Source organism: Mesorhizobium captivum, assembly GCF_033977165.1.
In the GTDB taxonomy this organism is placed as follows: domain Bacteria; phylum Pseudomonadota; class Alphaproteobacteria; order Rhizobiales; family Rhizobiaceae; genus Mesorhizobium; species Mesorhizobium captivum.
On sequence record NZ_JAVIJB010000018.1, the window covers coordinates 1 to 25042 of the forward strand.

Genomic DNA, 25042 nt, shown 5'->3' on the forward strand with positions numbered 1-25042 from the left:
CAAAACTGTTCGCGATGTCCTCGCACACCTGTTCGCGATGTCCCCGGTCCAAACAAAGGGGAGAAGGAGAGGGCGCTCAATCGCTTTCGCGCGCGATCAGCTCCAGCGGCCAGACCTCGCGGATGGTGCGCGGCCCCTCAGGACCCGCATAGGCGGGAAGCGAGGCCAGCAGCATCTCGGCCAGCCGCTGTCCCATCGGCTCCAAGGCGGGGCGGAAGCCGGTCAGGGCGGGCGAAAAATAGCGGCAGAGCGGAGTGTCGACGATGACGATCACCGCGATGTCGTGGCCGGGACGGATGCCCATTTCGGCCAGCGCCTTGCAGCCGCCAAGCGCCATGGCGTCATTGTTGAAGATGATTGCCGTCGGCCGGTCTTTGGAGAGCATCACGCGCGGCGTCACCTGGTAGCCGCCGGCCTCGTTGATGAAGCCTTCCGCGATCAGTCCGGGGTCGACCTCGATGCCATGGCGCCGCAAGGCCTTGCGGTAGCCGGTCATGAACAGGTGACCGAAATTGAGATCGAGCGACGGCCGGATGGCGGCGATGCGGCGGTGGCCGCGCGCAACCAGGCGGTCGACCGCGTCGCTGCCCGCCTTCTCGAAATCGAGATCGAGGGAAGGGTAGGACTTGCCGCCGGAACGGCTGCGGCCGAGCGTGGCGAAGGGAAAGCCTCTCTCGGCCAGGTAGTCGATGCGCTCGTCATCGCGCCGCGTCCAGGCCAGCACGACCGCGTCGGCCCGGCGCGTCTCGACGACACGGCGCAGGCGCTCCTGCTGGTAGTCGCCCGGCGCGCCCATCACCACGATCAGGTCGAGGCCGCTTTCGGCAAGCCTTCCCTGCAGTCCGGTCAGGAACGGAATGAAGAAGGGCTCGCCATATTGCTGGTCGCCCGGATGCGGCTGCAGCATGAAGGCGATCGAATGGGTGGCGCCCTGGCGCAGGCTGCGGCCGGACTGGTTGGGCGAATAGTTCAGCTTCCTGGCCGCGTCGAGCACGCGCTGTCGTGTCTCGGCATTGACGTCGGCACGGCCGTTCAGCGCCCGCGACACGGTGCCGATCGAGATGTTCAGGTGACGCGCTAGATCGTGGATGCTGGACGCCAAGGCCGGTTCTCCCCCTTTCCTCGCTAGCACCGGCGGCCGCTCAGGCCAAGCAGCCGATGACGATTTTCGCGAGCGGGCGATTGACATTCTACGCCATCGGGTGTGTTGTCGTAAACGTTTACGGAACAACGTTTACGGTCAGACCGTGGATGCCGTGACATTCGGTCTGGAGGGGGCCGAACGGGAGGAGCGCTGGATGATGAAGGTCGTCCTGGTTGGGTGCGGAGCCATGAGCAAGCACTGGCTCGACGCCGCAACGCGGATCGACGGGCTTGCCATTGTCGGCCTTGTCGATCTCGACGCCGAGCGTGCGCAGGCGAGGGCGGTCGAATACGGGCTCTCCGACGCTATCATCGGCACCAGCCTCGACGCCGTTCTCGACCAGACCAAGCCAGATGCCGTGTTCGATGTCGTGGTTCCCGCCGCGCGCCGCGAGGTCGCGCTTTCGGCCTTTGCCCATAATTGCCATCTCCTGACCGAGAAGCCGCTGGCCGACAGCCCCGAAAACGCGCGCACCATCGTCGAAGCCGCGCGCCGGGCAGGGCGCATCCACGCCGTCGTGCAGAATCGCCGCTACGTCGCCAATGTCAGGCGGATCAGGCGGTTCCTGGAGTCCGGCGCGATCGGGGCGCCGACCAGCATCCATGCCGACTTCTTCGTCGCGCCGCATTTCGGCGGTTTTCGCGAGGAGATGGCGCATGTGCTGCTGCTCGACATGGCGATCCACACTTTCGATGCCGCCCGCTACATGGTCGGCGGCGAGCCGGCCAGCGTCTATTGCCAGGAATGGGAACCGGCCAGTTCCTGGTACCGGCAGGGATCATCGGCCAGCGCCGTCTTCGATCTCGGCGGCGGCAAGGTCTTCACCTATGCCGGCTCCTGGTGCGCCGACGGTTTTCGCACCAGCTGGGAAGGCAGCTGGCGCATCGTTGCCGAACGGGGCAGCCTCTTGTGGGACGGCCATGACGGGTTGAAGGCGGAGGTGGTTGCGTCCGGCCGCGACGGTATCATCGACAAGACCCAGCCGATCGAAGTGCCGCCGCTCGATCCCGCCGATCGGGTCGACGGCCATCTCGGCATCATTCAGGATTTCATGCGGGCGATCGAGACCGGCACTGAACCGGAGACGCGCGGCACCGACAACATCAACAGCTTGGCGATGGTCTTCGGCGCAATCGAGAGCGCCGAGACCGGACGCCGGGTCACGATCGCCAGGGACGCTCAGTGATGGCAAATCCACTGCTCGACATCAGGATCGGCACCATGGTGCGGGCCAATCTCGACGACCCGGCGGCCTATATCAGGCAGATCCTGCCGCTCGGTTTCGAGAGCATCCAGCCCTTTTTCTGGCAGACGTTGGGCGGCAAGGATCTGCCGCGGCTCGCCGGAGAGATCCGCGAGGCAATCGGCGATGCCAACGTCACCGTGTCCTCGATCGGCGTGTTCGGCAACCCGCTGGAAAGCGGCGATGTCGATCGCGGCGTGCTCAAGGCCTGGGAGACCGTCATCGACAATGCGCATCTGTTCGGCACTTCCACGGTCAGCGGCTTCACCGGCCGCGTGCGCGGCAAGCCGCTGACCGACAGCCTGCCGCGCTTCCGCGAGGTCTGGGGGCCGCTGGCCAAGCGCGCCGCCGACAAGGGCGTGCGCATCGCTTTCGAGAATTGCGCGATGGACGGCAACTGGGCTAGCGGCGACTGGAATATCGCCCACAATCCCGACGCGTGGGAGCTGATGTTCAACGAGTTGCCAAACGACAATCTCGGCTTGGAATGGGAGCCTTGCCACCAGCTCGTCTACCTGATCGACCCGATCCCGCAGATCCGCAAATGGGCGCCGCGCATCTTTCATGTCCACGGCAAGGACGCGACCGTGCGCTGGGACGTGATTCGCGAGCACGGCGTGTTCGGGCGCCTGCCGTTCGTGCAGATGCGCACGCCGGGCTTCGGCGACAGCGACTGGACGCGGGTGATCAGCGAGTTGCGGCTGGCCGGCTACAAGGGCGCCATCGACATCGAGGGCTGGCACGATCCGGTCTATCGCGGCGATCTCGAGATCACCGGCCAGGTGCGGGCGCTCGAATATCTGAAGCAGTGCAGGGGAGGAGCCAGCTACCTGCCAAACCCGGTGTGAGAGCTCGACCGGCGGGAGGAGCCGGCCGAACACTGCGGCGAACGCCGAAGCAATCGTCGAAACCCTCCGTTGCGAGGGACAAAAAGGGAGGAACGTGCATGATCATCATGACCAGAAGGACTGTTCTGCGTTCGACCGTCGTGGCGGCCGCCACGGCGCTCTGCGCTTCAATTTCCATCTTGCCGGCGCATGCGCTCGACGCCCAATGGTGCAAGGACGTCCATATCCGCTTCTTCGTCGGCGGCGCCGAGGGCGACGCTTTCGGCACCATCGTCTATAATGGCGCCAAGCAGGCGGCGGCCGATCTCGGGCCGAAGGTCGACTATATCTTCTCCCAGTGGGACGCCGAGAAGATGGTGCAGCAATTGCGCGAGGCGGTCGCCGTCAAGCCCCAGGGCATCGCCATGATGGGCCATCCGGGCGACGCCGCTATCATGCCGCTGGCCGAGCAGGCGCATAAGGACGGCATCAAGATGATGTACCAGAATGTTCCGGTACCGAAGGTGACGGCTGCGTTCGGCGGCGGCTATGTCGGCGCGCAGCAGGAGCAGCAGGGCCGCGCGCTCGGCGCCGAGGCTTTCAAGCTCGCCAAGCTCAAAGCCGGCGACAAGGCGATCATGATCGGCCCGTTCGAGAACGAGAATCGCGGCGCGCGCGAGCGCGGCACGGTCGCTGCCTTGAAGGAGGCGGGTGTCGAGGTGATCCAGCTCTCATCGCCGCCGAGCGGCGAGTGGGCCTCCGATCCCAATCTCGCCATCCCAGTGATCACCGCGGCGCTGCTCAACCACCCGGACGTCAAGGCGGTCGGCTATCCCGGCGGACAGATGCTCGGCAATGTCGCCACCTACATGCAGGCGGCCGGACGCAAGCCGGGCGACATCTTCAATTTCGGTTTCGACACCAGCCCGCAAATCGTCGAAGGCTTCAAGGGCGGCTGGGTGCAGCTGGCGGCTGACCAACAGCCGTTCCTGCAGGGCTATCTGCCGATCCTCAGCCTTTGCCAGCAGGTGGTGCTGGGCCTGGCGCCGATGAATGTCGACACCGGCGCCGGCTTCGTGACACCGGACAATTACCAGGTCGTTTCGGAACTGGCCAAAGAGGCGCTGCGCTGACCTCCCAAGCCGCCGGTCGGGTCGAGCCCGGCCGGCGGGACCGCCGGCGGAGAGCCGGCAGCCGACATCAGATGAGGATTGCCATGGCCGAACGCATCATCGAACTGCGCGACATCACGAAATCCTATGGCCAGGTCTATGCGCTGGGCGGGGTCAATCTCAGCGTCGACCGCGGCGAGGTGGTCGGCCTCATCGGCGACAACGGCGCCGGCAAGTCGACGCTGATCAAGATCCTGTCCGGCGTGGTCAAGCCGACCAGTGGCGAGATCCTCGTGCGCGGCAAGCCGGTGACCGGATGGAGCGCCGCGCGCTCGCGCGATGCCGGCATCGAGACGGTGTTCCAGGACCGGGCTTTGGCCGTGCAGCAGACGATCGTGCGCAACATCTTCATGGGCCGCGAGCTGACCGGGTTTCTCGGCTGGCTGAAGGTCAACAAGGAGATCGAGGAAGCAAGCCGGCTGATGCGCGAGATCGGCTTCACCTCGAAAGTGTTCACGCCGCACTCGATCGTCGGCCAGCTCTCGGGCGGTGAACGCCAGGGCGTGGCGATCGCGCGCGCCATCTACAAGCAGGCGGAGCTGATCATCCTCGACGAGCCGACGACGGCGCTGTCGCTGACCGAAACTGCCAAGGTCTTCCATTTCGTGCGCCAGGTGCGGGCGAGCGGCCGGTCGATCCTGTTCATCGGCCACAACATCCACCATGTCTTCGACATCGCCGACCGCTTCGTGGTGCTCGACCGCGGCAAGGTGGCGCTGACGGCCGACCGCAGCGAGGTCAAGTCGGCCGATGACCTCATCAACTTCATGGAAGACATCGCGCATCCCGACGGCTTGCCGGGGCTGCACGAGGCAGGCGGAGCGGAGCAGAGAGCGTGATGAGCAAGGCCATGGAACCCGATCTGCAAACGCCTCTCGGAAGGGCAAGCGGCCAGGCTGCCAAGGGATCAGGCAAGGAATGGAGCCATCCCTCCGACCACTGGCTGCGCGGGTTTGTCCTCGACAACCGCGCGGCCCTCGGCACATTCGCAGTGTTCGTCGTCATGATGGCGGTCTTCATGATCGCCAACCCGACCGTCTTCACCACCTGGTATCTCTACAGCTCCGTGCTCACCACGCTGCCGGTTGCGCTGTTCGTGGTCGTGCCGCTCGTCTTCGTCGTCACCTGCGGCGAGATCGATCTGTCGTTCCCCGCGACGATGGGTTTTGCTTCCTGGGTCTTCGCGCTGGTCGTGCAGGCCGGCTACGATCCGTTCCTCGGCATTGCGGCCGCGCTCGTCACCGGCACGCTGCTTGGCTTCCTGGTCGGCTCGCTGGTCGTCTATGGCGGGCTGTCGTCGCTGATCGCCACGCTCGGCATGAATTTCCTGTTGCGCGGGCTGATCCAGATCATCAACGAGGGCAAGTCGACGGCGCTGACCAGCCTTGCCGACAGCTGGGCTTACGCGATCTTTTCCAGCCAGATCTACGGCATCCCGGTGCAGATCTTCTGGGCCATCGCTTTCGTGGTGTTTTCGGCGCTGCTCTACAACCGCCACCGCTTCGGCGCGCAGGTCAAGGTGGTCGGCGACAATCCGGACAGCGCCAAGCAGATGGGCATCGACGTCAAGCGCGTGCGGGTCAAGGTGTTCGTCTTCGTCGGCATCGGGGCCGCGATCGCCGGCACCTTTTCCGTGATGATCAACTTCACCTGGTGGCCGACGGCGGGCGACGGCTATCTGCTGCCGGTGCTGGCGTCGGTATTCGTCGGCGGCACGCCCACCTGGGGCGGCATCGGCACGGTGGTCGGCGGTGCGATCGGTGCAGTGACGGTCTCGTTCATCCAGACTGGTGTGGTGGCGGCAGGCTTGAGCGGCTTCTACGTCCAGTTCTTCAATGGGCTGATCATCATCCTGTCGCTGCTCGGCCACAAATGGAACCAGGCGCGCTATCGCTGAGAGGCTGTGGCTGCAGACGGCAATTCGTTCCGACGGCGATCAGTTGACGGCCGCTCACACGCTGGTGACAAACCCGTCCAGCACGCGTTTCTGGCCGGCCTTGTCGAAGTCGATGGTGAGCTTGTTGCCGTCTATGGCCGCGATGTTGCCGTTGCCGAACTTCTGGTGGAAGACGCGGTCGCCGAGCTTGAAGGCGGACGGGGTGTCGGCCACCGATTTGGCGACCAGCTCGCCCTCGATGGTGCGGCCTTTCACGCTGGTGCGGCCGGCGCCGTAGCCGCTGTCGGTCTCGCCATAACCGATGCGCTCGACCTGGTGGCCGGAGCGGGTGCCCCAGTTGCGGTCAGTCGCCTCGGTGCGGTTCGCTTGCGCACGCTGCCAGCCGGGCGTCGCATAGGTGTTGGAGAAGCTGCCCTGATCCTTGGCGCCGATATTGTCGAAGCGCGAGGCGCCATAGGGATTTTGCCGGCCGCCGCCACGGCCTGAGGCGAATGAGCCGCCACCATAAGGGTTGCCATAGCCGCCGTAGGAATTGCCGCCGTCGGCGACGTCGACATGGGTCTCCGGCAATTCGTCGAGGAAGCGCGACGGGATCGTCGATTGCCACAGCCCATGGATCAGGCGGTTGGAGACGAACCAGATATGCAGGTTCTTTTTCGCCCGCGTCAGGCCGACATAGGCGAGACGCCGTTCTTCCTCCAGCCCGGAGCGGCCGCCTTCGTCCAGCGCGCGCTGGTGCGGGAAGAGGCCTTCTTCCCAGCCGGGGAGAAAGACGGTCTCGAATTCGAGGCCTTTGGCCGAATGCAGCGTCATGATCGAGACCGCATCGAGCGACTCGCCTTGCTCGGCTTCCATGACCAGCGCCACATGCTCGAGGAAGGAACGCAGCGACTCGTACTCTTCCATGGAGCGGATCAGTTCCTTGAGGTTCTCCAGCCGCCCGGGCGCTTCCGCCGAACGGTCGTTCTTCCACATGTCGGTGTAGCCGCTTTCCTCGAGGATGGTCTCGGCAAGCTCGGTATGCGGCGTGGTCTCCAGCGCTTTCTGCCAGCGCTCGAAATTGGCCGCGACCTCACGCAGGGCCGCGCGCGGCTTCGGCTTCAGCTCGTCGCTTTCGGCAAGTGTCGCTGCGGCCTCCAGCATCGGGATACGCATGGCGCGCGCCGTGTCGTGGATCTGGCGGATGGTGGCTTCGCCCAAGCCCCGCTTCGGCACGTTGACGATGCGCTCGAAGGCGAGGTCGTCGCCGCCGTTGGCGACGACGCGGAAGAAGGCGAGAGCGTCGCGAATTTCCAGCCGCTCGTAAAAGCGCGGACCGCCGATGACGCGGTAGTTGAGACCGAGCGTGATGAAGCGGTCTTCGAAGGCGCGCATCTGGAAGGATGCGCGCACCAGAATCGCCATGTCGTTCAGATTGTGCCGATTTCCTTGTCTGTCGGGGCGCTGGTAGGCCTCGATCGTCTCGCCAACGGCGCGCGCTTCTTCCTCTGAGTCCCAGGCGGCATGGACATGCACCTTGTCGTCCTCGGGATCGTCGCGGTCGGTGAACAGCGTCTTGCCGAAACGGCCTTCATTGTGGGCGATGAGATGCGAGGCCGCGCCAAGGATATGCGCCGTCGAGCGGTAATTACGCTCCAGCCGGATGATGGTGGCGCCCGGAAAATCCTTGTCGAAGCGCAGGATGTTGTCGACCTCGGCGCCGCGCCAGCCATAGATCGACTGGTCGTCGTCGCCGACGCAGCAAATATTCACGCTCACGGGCTGTTCCGCGCCTGCCGGCGCGGGCCCTCCGCGGGGGCCTCGCAACGGCTCGGACGCCCGGTCGGGCTTGCGGCCTTCGGCCGAAATATCCCATTCATCACTGCGGACTAGTTGTTCCTCTTCGGGAACTGGCGGTCTGTAACGCCCCCCTTCTGTCCTATCGATAGTCGACTTCGAAGCGCTGGGGGTGCGGCCGCCCGGTGACCCGCTCCTTGGAACTCCTGGCCGCTGGGCCAACAGTCGCAGCCACATGTACTGCGCGGTGTTGGTGTCCTGATACTCGTCGACCAGGATGTATTTGAACTTGCGGTGATAGTCCTTCAGAACGTCCGGATAGGCACGGAAGATGCGGATCGGGTGATAGAGCAGATCGCCGAAGTCGCAGGTATTCAGCGTCTGCAGCCGTTCCTGATAGGCCTTGTAGAGCTGGCGGCCCTTGCCGTTGCCGAAGCTGCGCGCATCGCCTTCCGGAATCTCGTCCGGGCCGAGGCCCTTGTTCTTCCAGTTGTCGATCATCTGCGCGAACTGCTTGGCCGGCCAGCGCTTGTCGTCCAGGTTCTCGGCCTGGATCAGCTGCTTCATCAGCCGCACGACGTCGTCGGTGTCGAGGATGGTGAAGTCGGATTTCAGCCCGGCAAGCTCGGCATGACGGCGGAGCAGCTTGACGCCGATCGAGTGGAAGGTGCCGAGCCAGGGCATGCCCTCGACATTCTCCTCGCCGATCAGGATACCGATGCGCTGCTTCATCTCGCGCGCGGCCTTGTTGGTGAAAGTGACGGCGAGGATCTGCGAAGGGTAGGCCCTGCCAGTGGCAAGGATGTGGGCGATGCGCGTGGTCAGCACCCGCGTCTTTCCTGTGCCGGCGCCGGCCAGCACCAGGACCGGACCTTCAGTTGTTTCGACAGCGAGCCGCTGCTCGGGATTGAGGCCGTTGAGGTAGTCGACCGCGCGGTTCTGCGTGCTGCGGGCCGCCATGGCGCGCGCGGCAATGCCGGACGGGGCCGCGGGCCGCGCATTCGGTTCGTCAAAGAAGGGCATGTCTTCCGAAAAGCCGGACATCGCCCCCGAATGTAGTGATTCGGCAGCGAAAGGCCAGAAGCGTCTACGTTTTGTTCCATTTTTGCGCTGTTCCGGTTCGCTTGACAGGCGCTGCGGGTGAGGGAAAGCTGCCGACAGGGCAGGGACGGCATGCCGTTGCCTGAGAGGCGCCGCAACCGCGCAACAGTCGAAGGAGTATCGTCTTGGCTGTCACCATCACCTCCCTCGTCCTCCTCCTCATCGGCCTGGCGCTTGGCGGCGGCGGCATCTGGTTGGTTTCGCTGGGCGGCAGCTGGTACTATGCGATCGCGGGTCTCGCTTTCCTGGTCACCGCCTTTCTTATCTTCCGCCGCAGGTCGACGGGGCTCTGGCTCTACGCGGCGTTTGTGGTCGGCACGCTGTGCTGGGCGGTGTGGGAGATCGGCTTCGACTGGTGGCAGCTCGGCCCGCGCGGCGGCATCATTGTGCTTGTCGCACTTTGGCTGCTGACGCCATGGGTCAGACGAGCGCTCAAGGGCCCGGACGGGCGCGCCCCGCTGATCCTGGCGGTGCTGGCCTCGCTCGCGGTGGCCGGTTATTCGATGACCGTCGACCCGGAAGACATCGGCGGCACGCTCGACACCGACAAGGTGACACCGACTGCCAATCTCGGCGCCGATATGTTGGCCGGCGAATGGTATTTCTACGGCCGCACGCCGTTCGGCCAGCGCTATTCGCCGCTCGACCAGATCACGCCCGACAATGTCGCCAGGCTGCAGCCGGCCTGGACCTACCGCACCGGCGATGTGAAAGGTCCCGACGACATCGAGGAGACAACCTACCAGGTGACGCCGCTAAAGATCGGCGATTCGCTCTTCATCTGCACGCCGCACAATTTCGCCATCGCCGTCGATGCCGCAACCGGCAAGGAGAAATGGCGCTACGACCCGAAGATCAAGGTCGACAGCAATCGCCAGCACCAGACCTGCCGCGGCGTATCCTACTACGCCGATGCCAAGATCGCGACCGGACAGCCTTGCGCCGCGCGCATCTATCTGCCGACGTCGGATGCGCGGCTGATCGCGCTCGATGCCGCCAACGGCCAGGTGTGTTCGTCCTTTGCGGAAGGCGGGACGCTCAATCTGCTTGCCAACATGCCGTATCCGAAGTCGGGCTATTATTACTCGACCTCGGCGCCGCTGATCGTGGCCGGCAAGATCATCGTCGGCGGGGCGGTCAATGACAATTATTCAACCGAGGAGCCGTCGGGCGTCATCCGCGCCTATGACGCCGGCACCGGCGCTTTGCTGTGGAACTGGGATTCAGGCAATCCGGACCAGACGACGCCGCTGCCGGCCGGGCAAAACTACACCAACAACTCGCCCAACATGTGGTCGACAGCAAGCGCCGACGAGAAGCTTGGCCTGCTCTACCTGCCGCTCGGCAACCAGACACCCGACCAGCTCGGCATGGGCCGCAGCGCCAATGTCGAGAAATTCTCCTCCTCGATCACGGCGCTCGACCTCAATACCGGGCAGTTGCGCTGGGTGCGCCAGCTGGTGCATCACGACCTGTGGGACATGGATGTGCCGGCCCAGCCGACGCTGGTCGACATCACCTCGGCCAGCGGCGCGATCGTGCCGGCGCTGATCGGGCCGACCAAGCAGGGCGACCTCTATGTGCTCGACCGGCGCAGCGGCGAGCCGATCATTCCGGTGAAGGAGATGCCGGCGCCGGGCGGCGCGATCGAAGGCGACCACGCTTCGCCGACCCAGCCGAGCTCTGACCTTTCCTTCAATCCGAAGCCGCTGACCGGCGCCGACATGTGGGGCATCACCATGTTCGATCAGCTGCTGTGCCGGATCGAGCTTAGGAAACTGCGCTACGAGGGGCGCTATACGCCGCCCTCGCTGCAGGGTTCGCTGATCTATCCCGGCAATTTCGGCGTCTTCAACTGGGGCGGCGTCGCGGTCGACCCTGTGCGGCAGGTGATGTTCGGCATGCCGACCTATCTCGCCTTCATTTCGAAGCTCATTCCGCGCGCGGACGTGCCGCCGCCGGGCGACAACACCAAAGGCAGCGAGCAGGGGCTCAACCGCAACGAGGGCGCCCCCTACGCGGTGGTGCTGAAACCGTTCCTGTCGCCGCTCGGCATTCCCTGCCAGGCGCCGCCTTGGGGCTATGTCGCCGGCGTCGATCTCAGGACCGGTCAGATCGCCTACAAGCATCGCAACGGCACGGTCTACGACATGACGCCGCTGCCCCTGCCGTTCAAGGTCGGCGTTCCCGGCATCGGCGGGCCGATGATCACGGCCGGCGGCGTCGCCTTCCTGGGCGCGGCGGTCGACGACTATCTGCGCGCCTACGATCTCACCACCGGCCGACAGCTCTGGCAGGCAAGGCTGCCGGCCGGCGGCCAGTCGACACCGATGACCTACACGGTCGCCGACGGCCGGCAGTTCGTTGTCATCGTCGCCGGCGGCCACGGCTCGGTCGGCACCAAGCCGGGTGATTATGTGATGGCGTACACGCTGCCTAAGTAGTGACGCTGCGCCCGTCCGTTCAGAGGCCCAGATGGCCCCTCAGGCTGGGCACCTGGCCGAGCACCTGGTTGGTGAGATCTGGACCGGCGGCTGCTTCGGCCTGCTTGATCAGGGTCTCGCCTGCCTGACGGATCTGCGCCATGTCGAGGCCAGCCTCTTTCAGCACGGCGACGCCATTGATCAGCGCGCCGGCCTTTTCACCAAGCACGCCGCCAAGCGCGCCCTGCAGCGACGACAGCAAGCCGCCGCCCGAACCAGGCGCGGCGCCGGCGGCCATCACATCATATTGCTGGGCCAGCGCATCGGCGCCAGGAATCTTGTCGAAGAATGACGAAACGATGGTGCCTTCCGCTTCATGCTCGAGCACTGAAAAGATGGTGCCGACGACTTTCTCCGTGGTGGCCTGGTCGAGCCCTGCCTTTTGCGAGACGGTGTTCAAGATGTCCTGGACGTTCATGGCATTCCCCTTTTTGTCGCATGGATTGGCGAGCAGCATCGGCAGCCTTCCTTGCTTATGTGACAGCTCCATCAAGGCTTTCGGAAATGACCAAAATGTGATGGCTCGCCCCAAGGTGCTCATCGTGCTGCGACGCATGCGTTCGGGCGCACCAAATCGTCATCCGTCCGTGACTGGACCGTGCAAGCCTCAACCCTATCTTGCGCGTCAATCCTGTGCGGACGTCGAGGAGAGCCATGACCGAACGTGCCAGCAAGCCCGTCATCACCCAGGCGATGATCGACGCCTATGACGAGTACACGCATCTGACCCTCGACCGACGGCGCTTCATGGAGCAACTGACCAGGCTCGCCGGATCGGGCGCGGCGGCCGCGGCGATCGTGCCGATGCTGGCAGCGAATTCGGCCAAGGCGGCGGTCGTTGCCGAGGACGACCCGCGCGTGAAAGGCGGGGACGTCACGTATCCCGGCAGCAACGGCGAAATGAAGGCCTATCTGGTCAAGCCGGCAGGTCAATCCGGCAAGGCGGGAACTGTCATCGTCATCCATGAGAACCGGGGGCTCAACCCGCATATCCGCGATGTCGCGCGGCGAGTGGCGCTGGAAGGTTTTGTCGCGCTGGCGCCCGATTTCCTGTCGCCTCTCGGCGGCACGCCTGCCAACGAGGACAAGGCGCGCGACATGTTCGCCAAGCTCGACGCCAAACAGGTCGCGGCCGACGGCGTAGCCACAGTCGCGTACCTCAAGGCTTACCAAGACGGCAACGGCAAGGTCGGCGCGGTCGGCTTCTGCTGGGGCGGCGGCACTCTGAACACCCTCGCCGTCAATGCGCCGGACCTCAGCGCCGGCGTGGCCTATTACGGCATGCAGCCGAAAGCCGAGGACGTGCCGAAGATCAAGGCCGCATTGCTTCTGCACTATGCCGGGCTGGACAAACGCATCGACGCCGGCATCGATGCCTACAAGAAGGCGCTCGACGCCGCGCATGTCGAATACACGGTCTATGTCTATGACGGCGTCAACCACGCCTTCAACAACGACACCTCGGCCGCCCGCTATGACAAGAAGGCGGCCGATCTCGCCTGGGGAAGGACCATCACTTTCCTGAAAGAAAAGCTGGCTTGACCGAGTGGCCCACCCAGTCGGTCGGGCAGATCACAGGAGATTTGGCCGAAGCGCCTCTCACTTCGTCATCCTATGGCGGAGCAAGGAGCGAAGCGACGCGGCGCAGACCATAGGATGACGACGTTGGGGCTGGCTTCAGCCAATTCCGAACGGTCGCGACGGTTCACTGAAACGAGCAGCGAGTCCTCGCTGCCGACAAGTCTGCACCGGTGAAAATTCCCGTGTCGAGGAGTTAGGCATTGGCCGCCGGCTTGTGCATGGTGACGCCTGCCACAACCAGCGCAATGCCGAAGCAGTCGGTGAGGCTGGGAACCTGTCTGAGCACGATGACGCCGATCAGCGTTGCGGTGAGCGGCAGGAGCGAGAGCATCAGCGCGAAGCTGGCGCGCGGCAGCCGCGCCATGGCGAGCTGGTCGCATATATAGGGGATGACCGAGGAGCAGATGCCGACGCCGATGGCGGCGATCAAAAGCTGCGGCGCCGAGAAGGCCGGCAGCGCTTGGTCGAAGCCGATCGGCAGCACGACGAGGAAAGCAATCGCCATGGCGGTGCCGAGGCCGGCAATGCCTATGCCGGTCTGGGCGATGCGGTGGCCCAGCACGATGTAGCCGACAAACAAGGCGCCGTTCAAAAACGCCCAGAATAGGCCGACGGGATCGCTGGACCATTTGATATCGATCAGCAGCAAGGTGCCGGCGACCGCGATGGCCAGCGCCGCGACGTTGCGCCGGCTCCTGAGGCCGACGAGCGCGACGCCGATGGTTCCGACGAATTCGATCGCAGCGACCAGCGAGATCGGCAGCCGGTCGAGAGCCAGATAGAACGAGCAGTTCATCACCGCCAGGCAGGCGCCGAAAGCCAACAGAAGCAGGCGGGCCGAGCGGTCGGCCCGAGCAAAGACGGTCCATGGCCGGGTGAGTGGCGCGAAGATGAGCGCCGCAGTGGCGATACGCAGCCAGGCCATGCCGAGCACGCCGACCTGAGCGAACAGCAGCACGGCGAAGGCCGGCCCGAGATAGTGGAAAATCGCGCTGACACAGAACCAGACATGCGGCGGCAGCGCATTGGCCAGTCCGGCGAAGGCAGGGCGCGCAGCGTCGGTGTCGCCAGTGGCCTGGTCGGTCGTGCGAACTTGCACTTCGGAATTCATGAGATCATTATCGCAGGCGATCTTCGCGATATATATGGGCGATGAACGGCTTTGACGGTCCTCAACCTTCTGAAGAAAGAGAATTCCTTTGAAACGCCTTCGAAATGAAAATGCCGGCCTGGATGCCGCCGACCTGAAGATCCTGCGGCTCCTGGAGAAGGATGCGCGCACCAGCACGGCGGAGCTGGCGCGGGCCGTCGGGCTTTCAGCGCCGAGCCTGGCCGAGCGCATCCGCAAGCTGCAGGAGAACGGCGTGATCGAGGCCTATACGGTGAGGATCGATCCGGCGGCGCTCGGCCTGAAGCTGTCGGCATGGCTGCGGATCAGGCCGGTGCCCGGGCAACTCGCCGTCGTGGCCGGGATCATCCGCGACCTGCCGGAAATCGCGCAATGCGACCGGGTGACCGGTGAGGATTGCTTCATCGCGCTGGCGCATGTCGGCTCGGTGGCCGAACTGGAGCGGGTGATCGACAAGATCATTCCCTATGCGATGACCAACACCGCCATCATCCAATCGTCGCCGGTCGAACCGCGCTCGCCGCTTGGTGGTTTAAGGGAGCGCTGAGGGCTCGGCTTTATTTACGCAATCCCGGACGGAAAACCGCCGCGCACTTTTCCTGGAATTGCTTATGCGTGCCCCCGCTTCATGCGCGCTTGCTTGAGAATCGCGCGCCAGCGGATCATGTCGAAGGGGATGGGCTCGTTGTTGTTAGCGATGTGAAAGATCTCGTTGTTGACATTCTTCAGCGATCGCCAGAAATCATAGTCGGTGATGCGTGGATCGGCCGCCAACCGCTCCACTTCGACCTTGATGTCGGTTTTCATGCACTGTCCTCGCACCGCATTCCGCCTGCCGCCCGCGCGTAAACCCGGTGCGGCGGTTTTCGAACGCGCCAGTGAGTCGTTCAACGGACTCAAGTGACTTGTTCACGTTAAAACCTTGGTAAGGTTAACGTGGGCGTTTGCGTGCTTCAAGCGCTCTTGCGTTTGATGCCGATCGAGCGGCCGGCGCGCTCCGGCATCGGCAGCGCGGCGTGGGCGGCCCGCATGGCTTCAACCTGCGCCATCACATCGGCCGGGAAGGGAGCGACCTTCGGCCCGGCCATATCGACATGCAGCGATAGTGACTCGGACGTGGCGGCCAGCCAGCCGTCGACATGGCGGATTTCCTGATAGGCCCTCAGCCGCTTCTCGTCATGGTCGATGAGCTGGAACGAGACCTTCACCTTGTGGTCGAGATGAAGCTCCTGAACGTAGCAGACATGGACTTCGGCCGTGTAGATGGTGAGGCGGCGCTCCTTGGCATAGTTCGGCCCCATGCCCATCAATTCGAACGCCTCGTCCGAGCAGCGGTCGAACAACACATTGTAGTAGGCCATGTTGAGATGGCCGTTATAGTCGATCCAATCCTTCTCGATCGCCATCGGGCTGGACATGATCGGCGCGGGCATCGTCATCTGGTTTTCCCTCGATCGTCGCTGGACAGGGTGTGGCTGGTGAGGTTCTTGTTGGTTTGGCGCAATTCCGGACGGAAAACCGCTTCACACTTTTCCTGGAATTGCTTTAGGCATCATCCATAGCTGCATGGCAAGAGCGGCCGCTGGTCCATTCGCGGAGGAATTCATGGCTTTGAGCGACCTCAACCCCGTCGAGCGCAACGAGGAAGGCATCGCTGCTGTGCTCGGCATCCTCAAGCAACAGTTCGGCGAGCGTTTCCAGACCGGCGAGGCGATCCGCGGCCAGCACGCGCACACCACCACCTATATCCCGACCCAGGCGCCGGACGGTGTCGTCTTCGCCGAAACGACTCCGGAGGTGCAGGAGATCGTGCGCGCCTGCGCGGCGCATCGCGTGCCGGTCATCGCCTTCGGCGTAGGCTCCTCGCTCGAGGGCCACACCAATGCGCCGGGCGGCGGCATCTCGATCGACACCTCGCGCATGAACCGCATCCTGTCGGTCAATCCGCAGGATCTCGACTGCACGGTCGAGCCCGGCGTGACACGCGAGGACCTCAACCGGCATTTGCGCGACACCGGCCTGTTCTTCCCGATCGATCCCGGCGCCAACGCCTCGCTCGGCGGCATGGCGGCAACGCGCGCCTCAGGCACCAACGCCGTGCGCTACGGCACGATGCGCGAGAACGTGCTGTCGCTGACGGCTGTCATGGCGGACGGCGAGGTGGTGACGACCGGCAAGCGGGCGAAGAAAAGCTCGGCCGGCTACGACCTGACGCGGCTGCTGGTCGGCTCGGAAGGCACGCTCGGCATCATCACGTCGCTGACGCTCCGGCTGCAAGGCATTCCGCAGGCGATCTCGGGCGGCGTCTGTCCGTTCCCCAGCCTGGAGGCGGCCTGCAACACCGTGATCGCGACCATCCAGATGGGCATTCCGGTGGCGCGCATCGAACTGGTCAACGCGCTGCAGATGCGGGCGATGAAGAATTATTCGAAGCTCGATTACCCGGAAAGCCCGTGCCTGTTCGTCGAGTTCCACGGCAGCGACGCGGGCGTGGCCGAACAGGCCGAGATGTTCGGCATGATCGCCGAGGAGCAGGGCGGCGGACCGTTCCTGTGGACCAGCGTCACCGAGGAGCGGACGAAGCTCTGGAAGGCGCGGCACGACGCCTATTGGTCGTCGCTGACGCTGCGTCCCGGCGCCAAGGGGCTATCGACCGATGTCTGCGTGCCGATCTCACGGCTCGCCGAATGCGTCACCGAAACCGAAACCGACATTGCTGATATGGGGCTGGTAGCACCCATCGTCGGCCATGCCGGCGACGGCAATTTCCACGTGCTGGTGCTGATGGATGTCGACAACCCGGAAGAGATCGCGCTGGCGGAAAAGTTTGTCGCCAGGCTCAACATGCGCGCGATCGCCATGGAAGGAACCTGCACCGGCGAGCATGGCATCGGCCAGGGCAAGGTCGGCTTCCTGCGCCGTGAGCTCGGTCACGGTGTCGACGTCATGCGCACGATCAAGCAGGCGCTCGATCCGTTGAACATCATGAACCCCGGCAAGATCTTGCCGGCGGCTGGATCATCAAAGTCGCCGCGGGTTACCCCTGCGCACCGTCGGCCAGCTTCTGCAGGGTAGGTCGAGTGGGCGCGAAGAAGGTCGTGCCGGTATGCGGCGTGGAGAAGTCGAGCAGCCTGTCGTAGGCGCCCGGCGGCTCGCCGACATACATGCGCTGCAGCATCTTTTCGATCACCCACAGATAGCGGGTGTAGCCGATAAAATAGGTGCCGAACTCCTTCTGCCCTGGACGGCCGAAAGGCATGTTGTCGCGCAGGATGTCGAATTCGTTGCCGGCGTCGTCCTCGATCGTGGCCAGCGACTTGTGCGACTTGCGCGGCTTGTCGTCGTCATCGATCTCGATGTTGTCGATCTTGGTGCGGCCGATGATCTCTTCCTGGACGTGCGTCGGCGTTTCCGCCCAGGCGCCGAGATCGTGCAGATATTTCTGGACGACGATATAGCTGCCGCCGGCAAACTCGACGTCCTCGTCGCCGACAAGGGCGGAAGCCGGAAGGTCGAGACCGGTCGGATTGGCGGTGCCGTCGACAAAGCCCAGCAGGTCGCGCGCGTCGAAATAGCGAAAGCCGGTGACCTCGTCGACGACAGTGACGCTACTGCCCAGGCTGTCCAGCAGGATGCGCTCGAACTCGAAGCACATGTCGGAGCGTTCGGCGCGGATGTGGAAGAGAAGATCGCCCGGCGTGGACGGCGCCGAATGGACCGGTCCCTTGACCGGCGCAAAGGCTTTCAGTTCGCGTGGTCGCCGGTCCGGCGAGAGACGGGCCCAGAGGTCGGCGCCGATACCGGCGATGCAGGACAGTCGTCCGGAAAGATCGCGGAAGCCGACATTCTTGACGAGATCGTCAAGCTCGCCGAGCACCGAGGCCACCTTCGATAGGGCCGCCTTGTCGCTGCCGACCGTGACGACGAGGAAAACCGCGGCGAGCGACAGCGGAGCATCAACGCTCTGCGCGTCGATCGGCACCCTGTCCCAGTTCTTGCCTGACATCGGGAATGCTCCGCTTCTAAGTTGGCTCAAAATGGATCACGGCCAGAGGCAAGCCGCTCGGGCAGGATGCCGAAACGATATCGCGACCGCCGGCGATCGCGCAACAGCGGGCCGCCGCTGCATTTGACGCGATGGCGCGGGCGAATTGCCTCTTTATCGACACGCGGATGCGGGTAGAGTGCGGCTGACTTTAATCCTACGCTCTGGAGCAGATGCTCGCTCGCCTGTTCGTGATCTTCGGTGGCCTGTTCGTGCTGGTGCTGTGCGCGGCGCTGGTGGTGCCGTATTTCATCGACTGGACCGGTTATCGCGCCGATTTCGAGCGCGAGGCAAGCACCATCCTCGGCCGCAAGGTGACGGTGAAAGGCGATGCGACCGCGCGGTTGCTGCCATTCCCTTCGGTGACCTTCTCCAATGTCGAGGTCGCCGGCGGCCCCGGCGGCCAGCCGGCAATGACGATGGAGACCTTCTCCATGGATGCCGAGCTCGCCCCTTTCCTTCGCGGCGAGTTGCTGATCTTCGACATGCGGCTAGTGCATCCGAAGGCGACCATCGACGTCGCCGGCGACGGCACGGTCGACTGGGCCATCCGCCCGTCGACACCCTTCGATCCCGGTCAAATCGCGATCGAGAAGCTGACGGTGACCGAAGGTCAGATCGAATTACGCCATGCGGCCGGTGGACGCAGCCACTTTATCTCCGAAATCAACTCGACCGTTTCCGCCAAGTCGCTCGCCGGCCCGTGGCGCATGGATGGCACGCTGCGCTTCGACGGGCTGCGCGCGGAAGTCTCGGCCTCCACCGGCAAGGTGGAGGCAAACGGCCAGATGCGGCTCAGGCTGAAGGCAGACCCGGATGCCTATCCGCTGGTCGTCGAGACCGACGGCAATGCCGGCATCGTCAAGGGTGCTGCGGTCTACTCCGGTCAGTTCAAGGTTTCAGCCTCCAACAAGAATGGAGCCGACAGGAACTCGCCCGAACTGCGGGGCACCGACGGCAAGCCGGTCAAGGTCAGCGTCGGCAAGTCGGATCCGGGCTTCCGGCTGAACGGCAAATTCGCGCTCGACCACCAGAAGCTCGGCGTCGACGAATTCCGCTTCGAGACCGGGCCGCTCGACAATCCCTATACCGCCGACGGCAAGGCGTCGGTCGATCTCGGCCTCAAGCCGCATTTCTCGATCGAAGCCAGCTGGGCGCAGGTGCAGTTCGACGAGGCCGTGGGCGCATCCACGGGCACCGGGCTGACGCTCGACCAGCGCATCGCGGCGTTCGAACAGGCGCTGCTACATATGCCGAAGCCGACGATACCGGGCACGGTCGAGGTCAGGCTGCCGGCGGTGGTGGCGGGCGACACGACGGTGCGCGACGTGCGGCTTTCGGCGGAGCCAGTCGCGGGCGGCTGGTCGGTGAAGTCGCTTGCCGCGACGCTGCCGGGCCGGGCGACGCTCGAAGCCGACGGCATGCTTAGCGTCGAGGACCGGTTCGGCTTCACGGGTTCCTTGCTGCTTGCCGTCGGACAGCCCTCCGGTTTCGCCGCCTGGCTGTCGAAGGATGTCGACGATGCGATCCGCCGGCTGCCGGCGGCGGGCTTCAAGGCCAAGGTCGATCTCAGCGAGAACCGGCAGTCCTTCAGCGATCTCGAACTCATCCTCGGCAAGGCGAAGTTTTCCGGCAGCATTGATTCCAGCCAGCCCGAAGGCGCGAGGCCCTCGGTGCTGATGCGGCTGGAGGGCGGCGAGCTCGATGTCGACGGCTTGGCGGCCTTTGCCTCGATCTTCGTCAGCGACAAGGGCGCCAACCGCTTCTCCGACCGCGACCTCGATTTCCAGATCAAGGCAGGCCCGGTCAGCGCCGGCGGGCTGACCGCTGATATGGTGGATACGGCGTTGCGGCTGCGCGAGGGCCTGCTCGAAATCGACCGGCTTTCGGTCGGCGGGCTTGCTGGCGCATCGATCAGCGCTACGGGGCGCGTGAAGGACTTTCCGGAGAGCCCGACCGGCAAGCTCGACGCTTCGATCGTGGCCGTGGATCTGAGGCCGCTCATCGACGTCGCGGCCCAGCATTACCCGGACAATCAGCTTCTGAAGGGCCTGGCCGCCCGTGCGGCCGCTTATCCCGAACTGTTCCAGGACGCCCGTATCGACCTTGTGACGAGTGCGGCCGACAACGGCGACGGCACCACGGGGCTCGCGCTTTCGGCGCAAGGCAAAGCCGGCGGCTCGGCCTTTTCGGCCTCGCTCTCGGGCAAGGGCACCGCGGACCGGCTTCTCGATGCGCCTGTGTCGCTCACCTTCAACGCCAGGAACGAGAACGCCGCCACGCTGCTGGCGCTTTACGGCCTGCCGGCGCTACCGCTCGGCATGCTTGGACAGGCGGCCACCGATCTCTCGGCGAAAGGCTCGCTCGGCGGCGGTCTGGCGACCAGCTTCAATCTGACGGCCGACGATTTCAGGGCGAGCTTTGACGGAACTGTCGCCGAGACGCAGCAAGGCCCGATCGCCAAGGGCAAGGTCAACCTCGATGCCGCCGATATCGAGCCGTGGCTTATGACGACAGGCGTCGGGTTGCCGGGCATGGGCACCGGCACGTCGGCATCGCTTGCCGCCGACGCCGATTTCGGCAATGGGCTGCTGGTGCTGAGCGGGCTCGCCGGCGCGATCAACAGGGCGGCGGTGTCCGGTGACGTCAACGTCGACATGAAAGATGGGTTGCCGCATCTCGCCGGCGCGCTGGCGCTCGACGATCTCGATCTCGATCCGTTGGCTGTGTCGCTGTTCGGCGATCAATCTTTCCTCGCCGCGAAAGGCGGTGGCTGGCCGACGGCGCCGTTCAGCCAGAAGTCGACCCTGCCATTCAGCGCCGATCTCGACCTCAACGCGGCGGCGCTGGCCGCCGGACCGTTCGCCACCGCGCATGATGCGGCCTTGTCGCTGAAGCTCGACCGGGAAGGCATCCATGTCTCGGACCTCAAGGCCAAGCTCTATGGCGGCGCGCTGACCGGGTTGTTCGAGCTTAAGAACACGGAAGGCACGGGCCTGTTTTCAGGTCAGTTGAAGCTGGCGGGCAGCGATCTTTCCGCGCTGCTGCCCGGTTCGGGCGTCAGCGGCAGCGGCGATATTTCGGCGGCGCTGTCGACCAGCGGCAAGTCGGTCGACGCGATGATCGCCGCTCTGTCCGGGTCCGGCACCGCGGCGGTGAAAGGTTTGAATATCGCCGGCATCAATCCCGACGCCTTTGCCGCCATCATCGCCAGGGCCGACGCAATCGGGCACGACATCGATGCCGCCAAGACCGCCGGCTTCGCGCCTGGGATGGCCGGGGAGGGCAGTTTCGCGGCGGGTGACAGCGATATTGCCTTCACCATTGCCAATGGCACGCTGCGGGCGCCGCCGATCAGCCTCGACAATCCGGCGGCGGTGCTGACGGCCGATGTGACCGCCGACGTCAACACAAGCACCGTCACGGCAAAGGGGGCGGTCACCTATCGTCCCGGCGACGAGGCGCTGGTCGGCTCCGCGCCGGCTGTAAATTTCAGCCTCGCCGGCCCGGTCGGCGCGACGACGCGCCAGTTCGACAGCGAGCCGCTGGCCCAGTTCCTGACCCAGCGCGCGCTGGAGAAGGAACAGCAGCGGGTCGAGGCAATGCAGGCGGAACTGCTCGAGAAGCAGCGGCTGCGGCGCGAGGTGCGCTATTACGCGGCGCTGCAGAGCGAGCGCGACCGAGCGGCCGAAGAACTGCGCCGGCAAGAGGAAGAAGCGCGGCAGAAGGCCGAAGCCGAGGCCAGGGCGCAAGCCGAAGCAGAAGCGCAGGCAAAAGCGGAAGCCGAAGCCAAAGCCAAGGCGGAGGAACAGGCAAAGGCCGAGGCGCAGGCAAAGGCTGAAGCCGAAGCGAAGGCCAAGGCAGAAGAAGCAAGGGCCAAGGCTGAGGCCGACGCCAAGGCTCAGGCCGAGGCCGAGGCGCGGGCGCAGGCTGAAGTCGAAGCGAAGGCCAGGGCGGAGCAACAGGCGGCCGACAAGGCGGTCAAAGCGCGGGCCGAGGCGGAGCGCAGGAAGGCCGAGCAGGCGAAGCTGGAAGCCCAACGCAAGGCGGCTGAGCAGGCGCCAAAGGTTGACCGGTCGCTTCCCGGCGTCAACGACGGTTCCGCTTCAGAGCCGGCGAAACCAAAGGCCAATCCGTTCACGATCGACAATCTCCTGAAGTCGCTGGACGGCGGCTGAGGCTCGTCCGGTCAGGACACCGCGAGTTCGGCGCTTTGGCTGTGGCTCAAACCGGCTCCCGCCGCGAAAGCAGGCGCCGCAGCACGGGCTCGATCCGCGAAAGCTCGTCGAGGTGAGCGGCCGACAATTCGGCCAGGCGATCGTCGGCGAGTGGCGTAAGATGCAGCAGAACGCGGCGGTGGTCGGCCTTGTCCTGATCCCTTGTGACCAATCCGGCCTCGGCAAGGCGATTCACCAGCTCGACGGCGCTGTGGTGTCGGATGCGCAACCGCTCCGCCAGATCGCCGACCGCCACCGGTCCACCGCCTGGGTAACCCTTGATCGCCAGCAGCGCCTGGTGCTGGCGCGGGGTCAAGCCCGCCTCGTTCGCCTGGAGCTGGCTGAATTCCAGAAAACGGCGGATCAGGTAACGGAACTCGGACAGCCGTTGGTAATCGGCCTGGCTGATGGCGGGGCGCGGTTTTTGCGGATGCGTCATTCCCCGACTTATGGCCCTTTCCCGCCAAAGCTCAACTCCTACGAAGGCTTGGCCTGGCGCAATCCATGACCAAAATGACGCGGAGTGGCGATCGAAAACGATCTTGAAGAATTATATCGTGTTACGATATGTAGCCGCCCGACAACCGGACGGCATTTGCGCCGCCAGAAAGCCCAGGCTCCCCAATGAAATCCGCCCATGCCGGAAACGGCCATCTCCGCGACTTCACCACCGATCCACGGGTGCTCATCATCGCGGCCATCGCGGTGGTAGTAGCGACCGCCGGGCTGTTTGCTGGCATCGTGCTGTTGAAGCTCATCCGGCTTGCCACCAACATCGCCTATTTCGGCCAGTTCACGCTGGCCGAACTCAGGCTCGAGGACACGCCGCTTGGGCTTGCTGCGGTGATCGTGCCGGTGATCGGTGCACTGATCATCGGCCTGATGGCCCGCTTCGGCAGCGAAAAGATCCGCGGCCACGGCATTCCTGAAGCCATCGAGGCGATCCTTCTCGGCCGCTCGCGGCTCGACGCCAAGGTGGCGGTGCTGAAGCCGTTGTCGTCGGCGATCTCGATCGGTTCGGGCGGGCCGTTCGGCGCCGAAGGCCCGATCATCATGACCGGCGGCGCGATCGGCTCGCTGATCGCGCAGATGCTGCCGGTCAGCGACAACGAGCGCAAGACGCTGCTGGTGGCGGGTGCCGCGGCCGGCATGACGACCGTGTTCGGCACGCCGATCGCCGCAATCATGCTTGCCGTCGAACTGCTGCTGTTCGAATGGACGCCACGCAGCTTCATCCCGGTCGCAGTGGCCGCTATCGTCGCGGAAGTCGAACGCACCTTGCTGCATCTCCCGGGTCCGATCTTTCCCTTTTCGGGCAGCATGGAGGCATCGGTTGCCGGATTGGGCGGCTGGGTGCTGGTCGGCATCGCTTCCGGCCTGCTTTCGGGTTTGCTGACGCAATTGGTCTATGCCTGCGAGGACGCTTTCCAGAAGCTGCCGATCCACTGGATGTGGTGGCCGATGATCGGCGGCGTTGTAGTCGGCATCGGCGGCCTCATCGAGCCGCAGGCGCTCGGCGTCGGCTACGACAACATCGCCAATATGCTCGATGGCCGCGTCGTCGCGGCTGCGGCGCTCACGCTTTTGGTGGTGAAGGCCATCATCTGGTCGGTGGCGCTGGGTTCGGGAACGTCGGGCGGTGTGCTGGCGCCGCTCTTGATCATGGGCGGCGCGATGGGCGCGGTGCTGGCCGGCATCCTGCCGGAAGCGACGCCGGGCTTCTGGCCGCTGCTGGCGATGGCTGCGACCATGGGCGGCACCATGCGCGCGCCGCTGACCGCGACCTTCTTCGCGGTCGAGCTCACCGGCAACACCCATTTGCTGGTGCCGCTGATCGCGGCCTGCGCCACCGCTCATGCGGTCACCGTGCTGTTGATGAAGCGCTCGATCCTCACTGAAAAGGTGGCGCGGCGCGGGCATCACCTTGTACGCGAATACCGCGTCGATCCCTTCGTGCTGACCAGGGTGCGCGAAGTGATGACGTCCAAGGTCGAGAGCGTGCCGGCAGCGATGACGCTGCATGGCGCGGCCGCATTCCTCACCGCGCCCGAAACGCGCCATCCGAGCTTCCCGGTGATCGACGAGAATGGGCATGTGCTCGGCGTCATCGACCCGCCGGCGATCCTGCGCTGGCGCCGCGCCGGCAAGCACCGCAAGACGACGCTTGGCGAATTGCTCGCCGGCAGCAAGGTCACGCTTGCCTATCCGGACGAATATCTGGAAGGACTGTCCGACAAGCTGCTCACCGCCAACGTCTCGCATCTGCCGGTCGTCTCGCGCGAGGATGATCGGCTGGTTGGCTATGTCGGCTGGAAGGATCTGATGCGGGTGCGGTCGAAAAAGCAGGCGGAGGAACGCGACCGTTCCGCTTTGCTCAGCTTCGGCGCCAGGCGGAAAGCTCAGCAAAGCGCAAGCGATCCTGCCTAG

19 protein-coding genes are annotated in these 25042 nt (G+C 64.8%); 11 read left to right on the forward strand and 8 right to left on the reverse strand.

The window, feature by feature from the left end; genetic code table 11:
• Positions 1 to 76: 76 nt before the first annotated feature.
• The gene (locus RFM40_RS16535) at positions 77 to 1102 is read right to left on the reverse strand and encodes a LacI family DNA-binding transcriptional regulator (RefSeq protein WP_320227460.1); all 1026 of its coding nucleotides are present in this window, start codon (positions 1100 to 1102) and stop codon (positions 77 to 79) included.
• Positions 1103 to 1298: 196 nt separating this feature from the next.
• On the opposite strand from RFM40_RS16535, the gene RFM40_RS16540 reads away from it, so the two are divergent.
• The 5 genes from RFM40_RS16540 (at position 1299) to RFM40_RS16560 (ending at position 6283) form a co-directional block, all read left to right on the forward strand.
• On the forward strand, positions 1299 to 2330 hold the full coding sequence (locus RFM40_RS16540; RefSeq protein WP_320227461.1) for a Gfo/Idh/MocA family protein: 1032 nt from the start codon (positions 1299 to 1301) through the stop codon (positions 2328 to 2330).
• On the forward strand, positions 2330 to 3235 hold the full coding sequence (locus tag RFM40_RS16545) for a sugar phosphate isomerase/epimerase family protein (protein ID WP_320227462.1): 906 nt from the start codon (positions 2330 to 2332) through the stop codon (positions 3233 to 3235). The genes RFM40_RS16540 and RFM40_RS16545 overlap by 1 nt, the downstream gene beginning before the upstream one ends.
• 98 nt (positions 3236 to 3333) lie before the next feature.
• Positions 3334 to 4347 carry a substrate-binding domain-containing protein gene (locus RFM40_RS16550; protein WP_320227463.1) on the forward strand — a complete coding sequence of 338 codons (1014 nt, stop codon included), beginning with the start codon at positions 3334 to 3336 and terminating at the stop codon, positions 4345 to 4347.
• An 83-nt stretch (positions 4348 to 4430) separates the two neighbouring features.
• A complete protein-coding gene (locus RFM40_RS16555; protein ID WP_320227464.1) occupies positions 4431 to 5225 on the forward strand; it encodes an ATP-binding cassette domain-containing protein in 795 nt (264 codons plus the stop codon).
• A complete protein-coding gene (locus RFM40_RS16560) occupies positions 5225 to 6283 on the forward strand; it encodes an ABC transporter permease (protein WP_320277811.1) in 1059 nt (352 codons plus the stop codon). Before RFM40_RS16555 ends, RFM40_RS16560 begins: the two co-directional genes overlap by 1 nt.
• 54 nt (positions 6284 to 6337) lie before the next feature.
• Here RFM40_RS16560 and RFM40_RS16565 read toward each other — a convergent pair whose 3' ends face one another.
• Positions 6338 to 9103: an ATP-dependent helicase gene (locus tag RFM40_RS16565; RefSeq protein WP_320227466.1), complete on the reverse strand. Its 2766-nt coding sequence runs from the start codon at positions 9101 to 9103 to the stop codon at positions 6338 to 6340.
• A gap of 182 nt (positions 9104 to 9285) precedes the next feature.
• Between RFM40_RS16565 and RFM40_RS16570 the strand changes: the two genes are divergently transcribed.
• A complete protein-coding gene (locus tag RFM40_RS16570; protein WP_320277812.1) occupies positions 9286 to 11604 on the forward strand; it encodes a glucose/quinate/shikimate family membrane-bound PQQ-dependent dehydrogenase in 2319 nt (772 codons plus the stop codon).
• 19 nt (positions 11605 to 11623) lie between these two features.
• On the opposite strand, the gene RFM40_RS16575 is transcribed toward RFM40_RS16570, so the two are convergent.
• The gene (locus RFM40_RS16575; protein ID WP_320227468.1) at positions 11624 to 12061 is read right to left on the reverse strand and encodes a hypothetical protein; all 438 of its coding nucleotides are present in this window, start codon (positions 12059 to 12061) and stop codon (positions 11624 to 11626) included.
• A gap of 236 nt (positions 12062 to 12297) precedes the next feature.
• Between RFM40_RS16575 and RFM40_RS16580 the strand changes: the two genes are divergently transcribed.
• Positions 12298 to 13185, forward strand: coding sequence for a dienelactone hydrolase family protein (locus RFM40_RS16580; RefSeq protein ID WP_320277813.1), 888 nt, complete (start codon positions 12298 to 12300; stop codon positions 13183 to 13185).
• A gap of 232 nt (positions 13186 to 13417) precedes the next feature.
• Here RFM40_RS16580 and RFM40_RS16585 read toward each other — a convergent pair whose 3' ends face one another.
• Entirely contained in the window at positions 13418 to 14335 is a 918-nt protein-coding gene (locus tag RFM40_RS16585; protein WP_430691686.1) for an EamA family transporter, read from the reverse strand.
• Positions 14336 to 14423: 88 nt separating this feature from the next.
• On the opposite strand from RFM40_RS16585, the gene RFM40_RS16590 reads away from it, so the two are divergent.
• A complete protein-coding gene (locus RFM40_RS16590; RefSeq protein WP_320277814.1) occupies positions 14424 to 14900 on the forward strand; it encodes an Lrp/AsnC family transcriptional regulator in 477 nt (158 codons plus the stop codon).
• 62 nt (positions 14901 to 14962) lie between these two features.
• Here RFM40_RS16590 and RFM40_RS16595 read toward each other — a convergent pair whose 3' ends face one another.
• Complete coding sequence (locus RFM40_RS16595; RefSeq protein WP_027168755.1) at positions 14963 to 15160, reverse strand: hypothetical protein; 198 nt, start codon at positions 15158 to 15160, stop codon at positions 14963 to 14965.
• Between the two features lie 146 nt (positions 15161 to 15306).
• On the reverse strand, positions 15307 to 15792 hold the full coding sequence (locus RFM40_RS16600) for a thioesterase family protein (protein ID WP_320272163.1): 486 nt from the start codon (positions 15790 to 15792) through the stop codon (positions 15307 to 15309).
• 166 nt (positions 15793 to 15958) lie between these two features.
• Between RFM40_RS16600 and RFM40_RS16605 the strand changes: the two genes are divergently transcribed.
• A complete protein-coding gene (locus RFM40_RS16605) occupies positions 15959 to 17428 on the forward strand; it encodes an FAD-binding oxidoreductase (RefSeq protein WP_320277815.1) in 1470 nt (489 codons plus the stop codon).
• On the opposite strand, the gene RFM40_RS16610 is transcribed toward RFM40_RS16605, so the two are convergent.
• Complete coding sequence (locus RFM40_RS16610; RefSeq protein ID WP_320277816.1) at positions 17391 to 18359, reverse strand: Dyp-type peroxidase; 969 nt, start codon at positions 18357 to 18359, stop codon at positions 17391 to 17393. The genes RFM40_RS16605 and RFM40_RS16610 overlap by 38 nt on opposite strands.
• Positions 18360 to 18571: 212 nt before the next feature.
• On the opposite strand from RFM40_RS16610, the gene RFM40_RS16615 reads away from it, so the two are divergent.
• The gene (locus tag RFM40_RS16615) at positions 18572 to 22576 is read left to right on the forward strand and encodes an AsmA family protein (protein ID WP_320277817.1); all 4005 of its coding nucleotides are present in this window, start codon (positions 18572 to 18574) and stop codon (positions 22574 to 22576) included.
• 46 nt (positions 22577 to 22622) lie between these two features.
• Here the strand turns inward: RFM40_RS16615 and RFM40_RS16620 are convergent, their stop codons facing one another.
• Positions 22623 to 23054, reverse strand: coding sequence for a MarR family winged helix-turn-helix transcriptional regulator (locus RFM40_RS16620; RefSeq protein ID WP_320272159.1), 432 nt, complete (start codon positions 23052 to 23054; stop codon positions 22623 to 22625).
• Positions 23055 to 23239: 185 nt separating this feature from the next.
• On the opposite strand from RFM40_RS16620, the gene RFM40_RS16625 reads away from it, so the two are divergent.
• Entirely contained in the window at positions 23240 to 25042 is a 1803-nt protein-coding gene (locus tag RFM40_RS16625) for a chloride channel protein (RefSeq protein ID WP_320227476.1), read from the forward strand.

What these genes read in the sequence shown, in the direction of transcription:
- RFM40_RS16625 (WP_320227476.1), top strand. Translation starts at nt 23,240, where the DNA reads ATGAAATCCGCCCATGCCGGAAACGGCCATCTCCGCGACTTCACCACC.
- RFM40_RS16585 (WP_430691686.1), bottom strand. Translation starts at nt 14,335, where the DNA reads ATGAATTCCGAAGTGCAAGTTCGCACGACCGACCAGGCCACTGGCGAC.
- RFM40_RS16550 (WP_320227463.1), top strand. Translation starts at nt 3,334, where the DNA reads ATGATCATCATGACCAGAAGGACTGTTCTGCGTTCGACCGTCGTGGCG.
- RFM40_RS16610 (WP_320277816.1), bottom strand. Translation starts at nt 18,359, where the DNA reads ATGTCAGGCAAGAACTGGGACAGGGTGCCGATCGACGCGCAGAGCGTT.
- RFM40_RS16555 (WP_320227464.1), top strand. Translation starts at nt 4,431, where the DNA reads ATGGCCGAACGCATCATCGAACTGCGCGACATCACGAAATCCTATGGC.
- RFM40_RS16580 (WP_320277813.1), top strand. Translation starts at nt 12,298, where the DNA reads ATGACCGAACGTGCCAGCAAGCCCGTCATCACCCAGGCGATGATCGAC.
- RFM40_RS16615 (WP_320277817.1), top strand. Translation starts at nt 18,572, where the DNA reads ATGCTCGCTCGCCTGTTCGTGATCTTCGGTGGCCTGTTCGTGCTGGTG.
- RFM40_RS16565 (WP_320227466.1), bottom strand. Translation starts at nt 9,103, where the DNA reads ATGTCCGGCTTTTCGGAAGACATGCCCTTCTTTGACGAACCGAATGCG.
- RFM40_RS16605 (WP_320277815.1), top strand. Translation starts at nt 15,959, where the DNA reads ATGGCTTTGAGCGACCTCAACCCCGTCGAGCGCAACGAGGAAGGCATC.
- RFM40_RS16575 (WP_320227468.1), bottom strand. Translation starts at nt 12,061, where the DNA reads ATGAACGTCCAGGACATCTTGAACACCGTCTCGCAAAAGGCAGGGCTC.
- RFM40_RS16560 (WP_320277811.1), top strand. Translation starts at nt 5,225, where the DNA reads ATGAGCAAGGCCATGGAACCCGATCTGCAAACGCCTCTCGGAAGGGCA.
- RFM40_RS16600 (WP_320272163.1), bottom strand. Translation starts at nt 15,792, where the DNA reads ATGACGATGCCCGCGCCGATCATGTCCAGCCCGATGGCGATCGAGAAG.
- RFM40_RS16545 (WP_320227462.1), top strand. Translation starts at nt 2,330, where the DNA reads ATGGCAAATCCACTGCTCGACATCAGGATCGGCACCATGGTGCGGGCC.
- RFM40_RS16620 (WP_320272159.1), bottom strand. Translation starts at nt 23,054, where the DNA reads ATGACGCATCCGCAAAAACCGCGCCCCGCCATCAGCCAGGCCGATTAC.
- RFM40_RS16595 (WP_027168755.1), bottom strand. Translation starts at nt 15,160, where the DNA reads ATGAAAACCGACATCAAGGTCGAAGTGGAGCGGTTGGCGGCCGATCCA.
- RFM40_RS16540 (WP_320227461.1), top strand. Translation starts at nt 1,299, where the DNA reads ATGATGAAGGTCGTCCTGGTTGGGTGCGGAGCCATGAGCAAGCACTGG.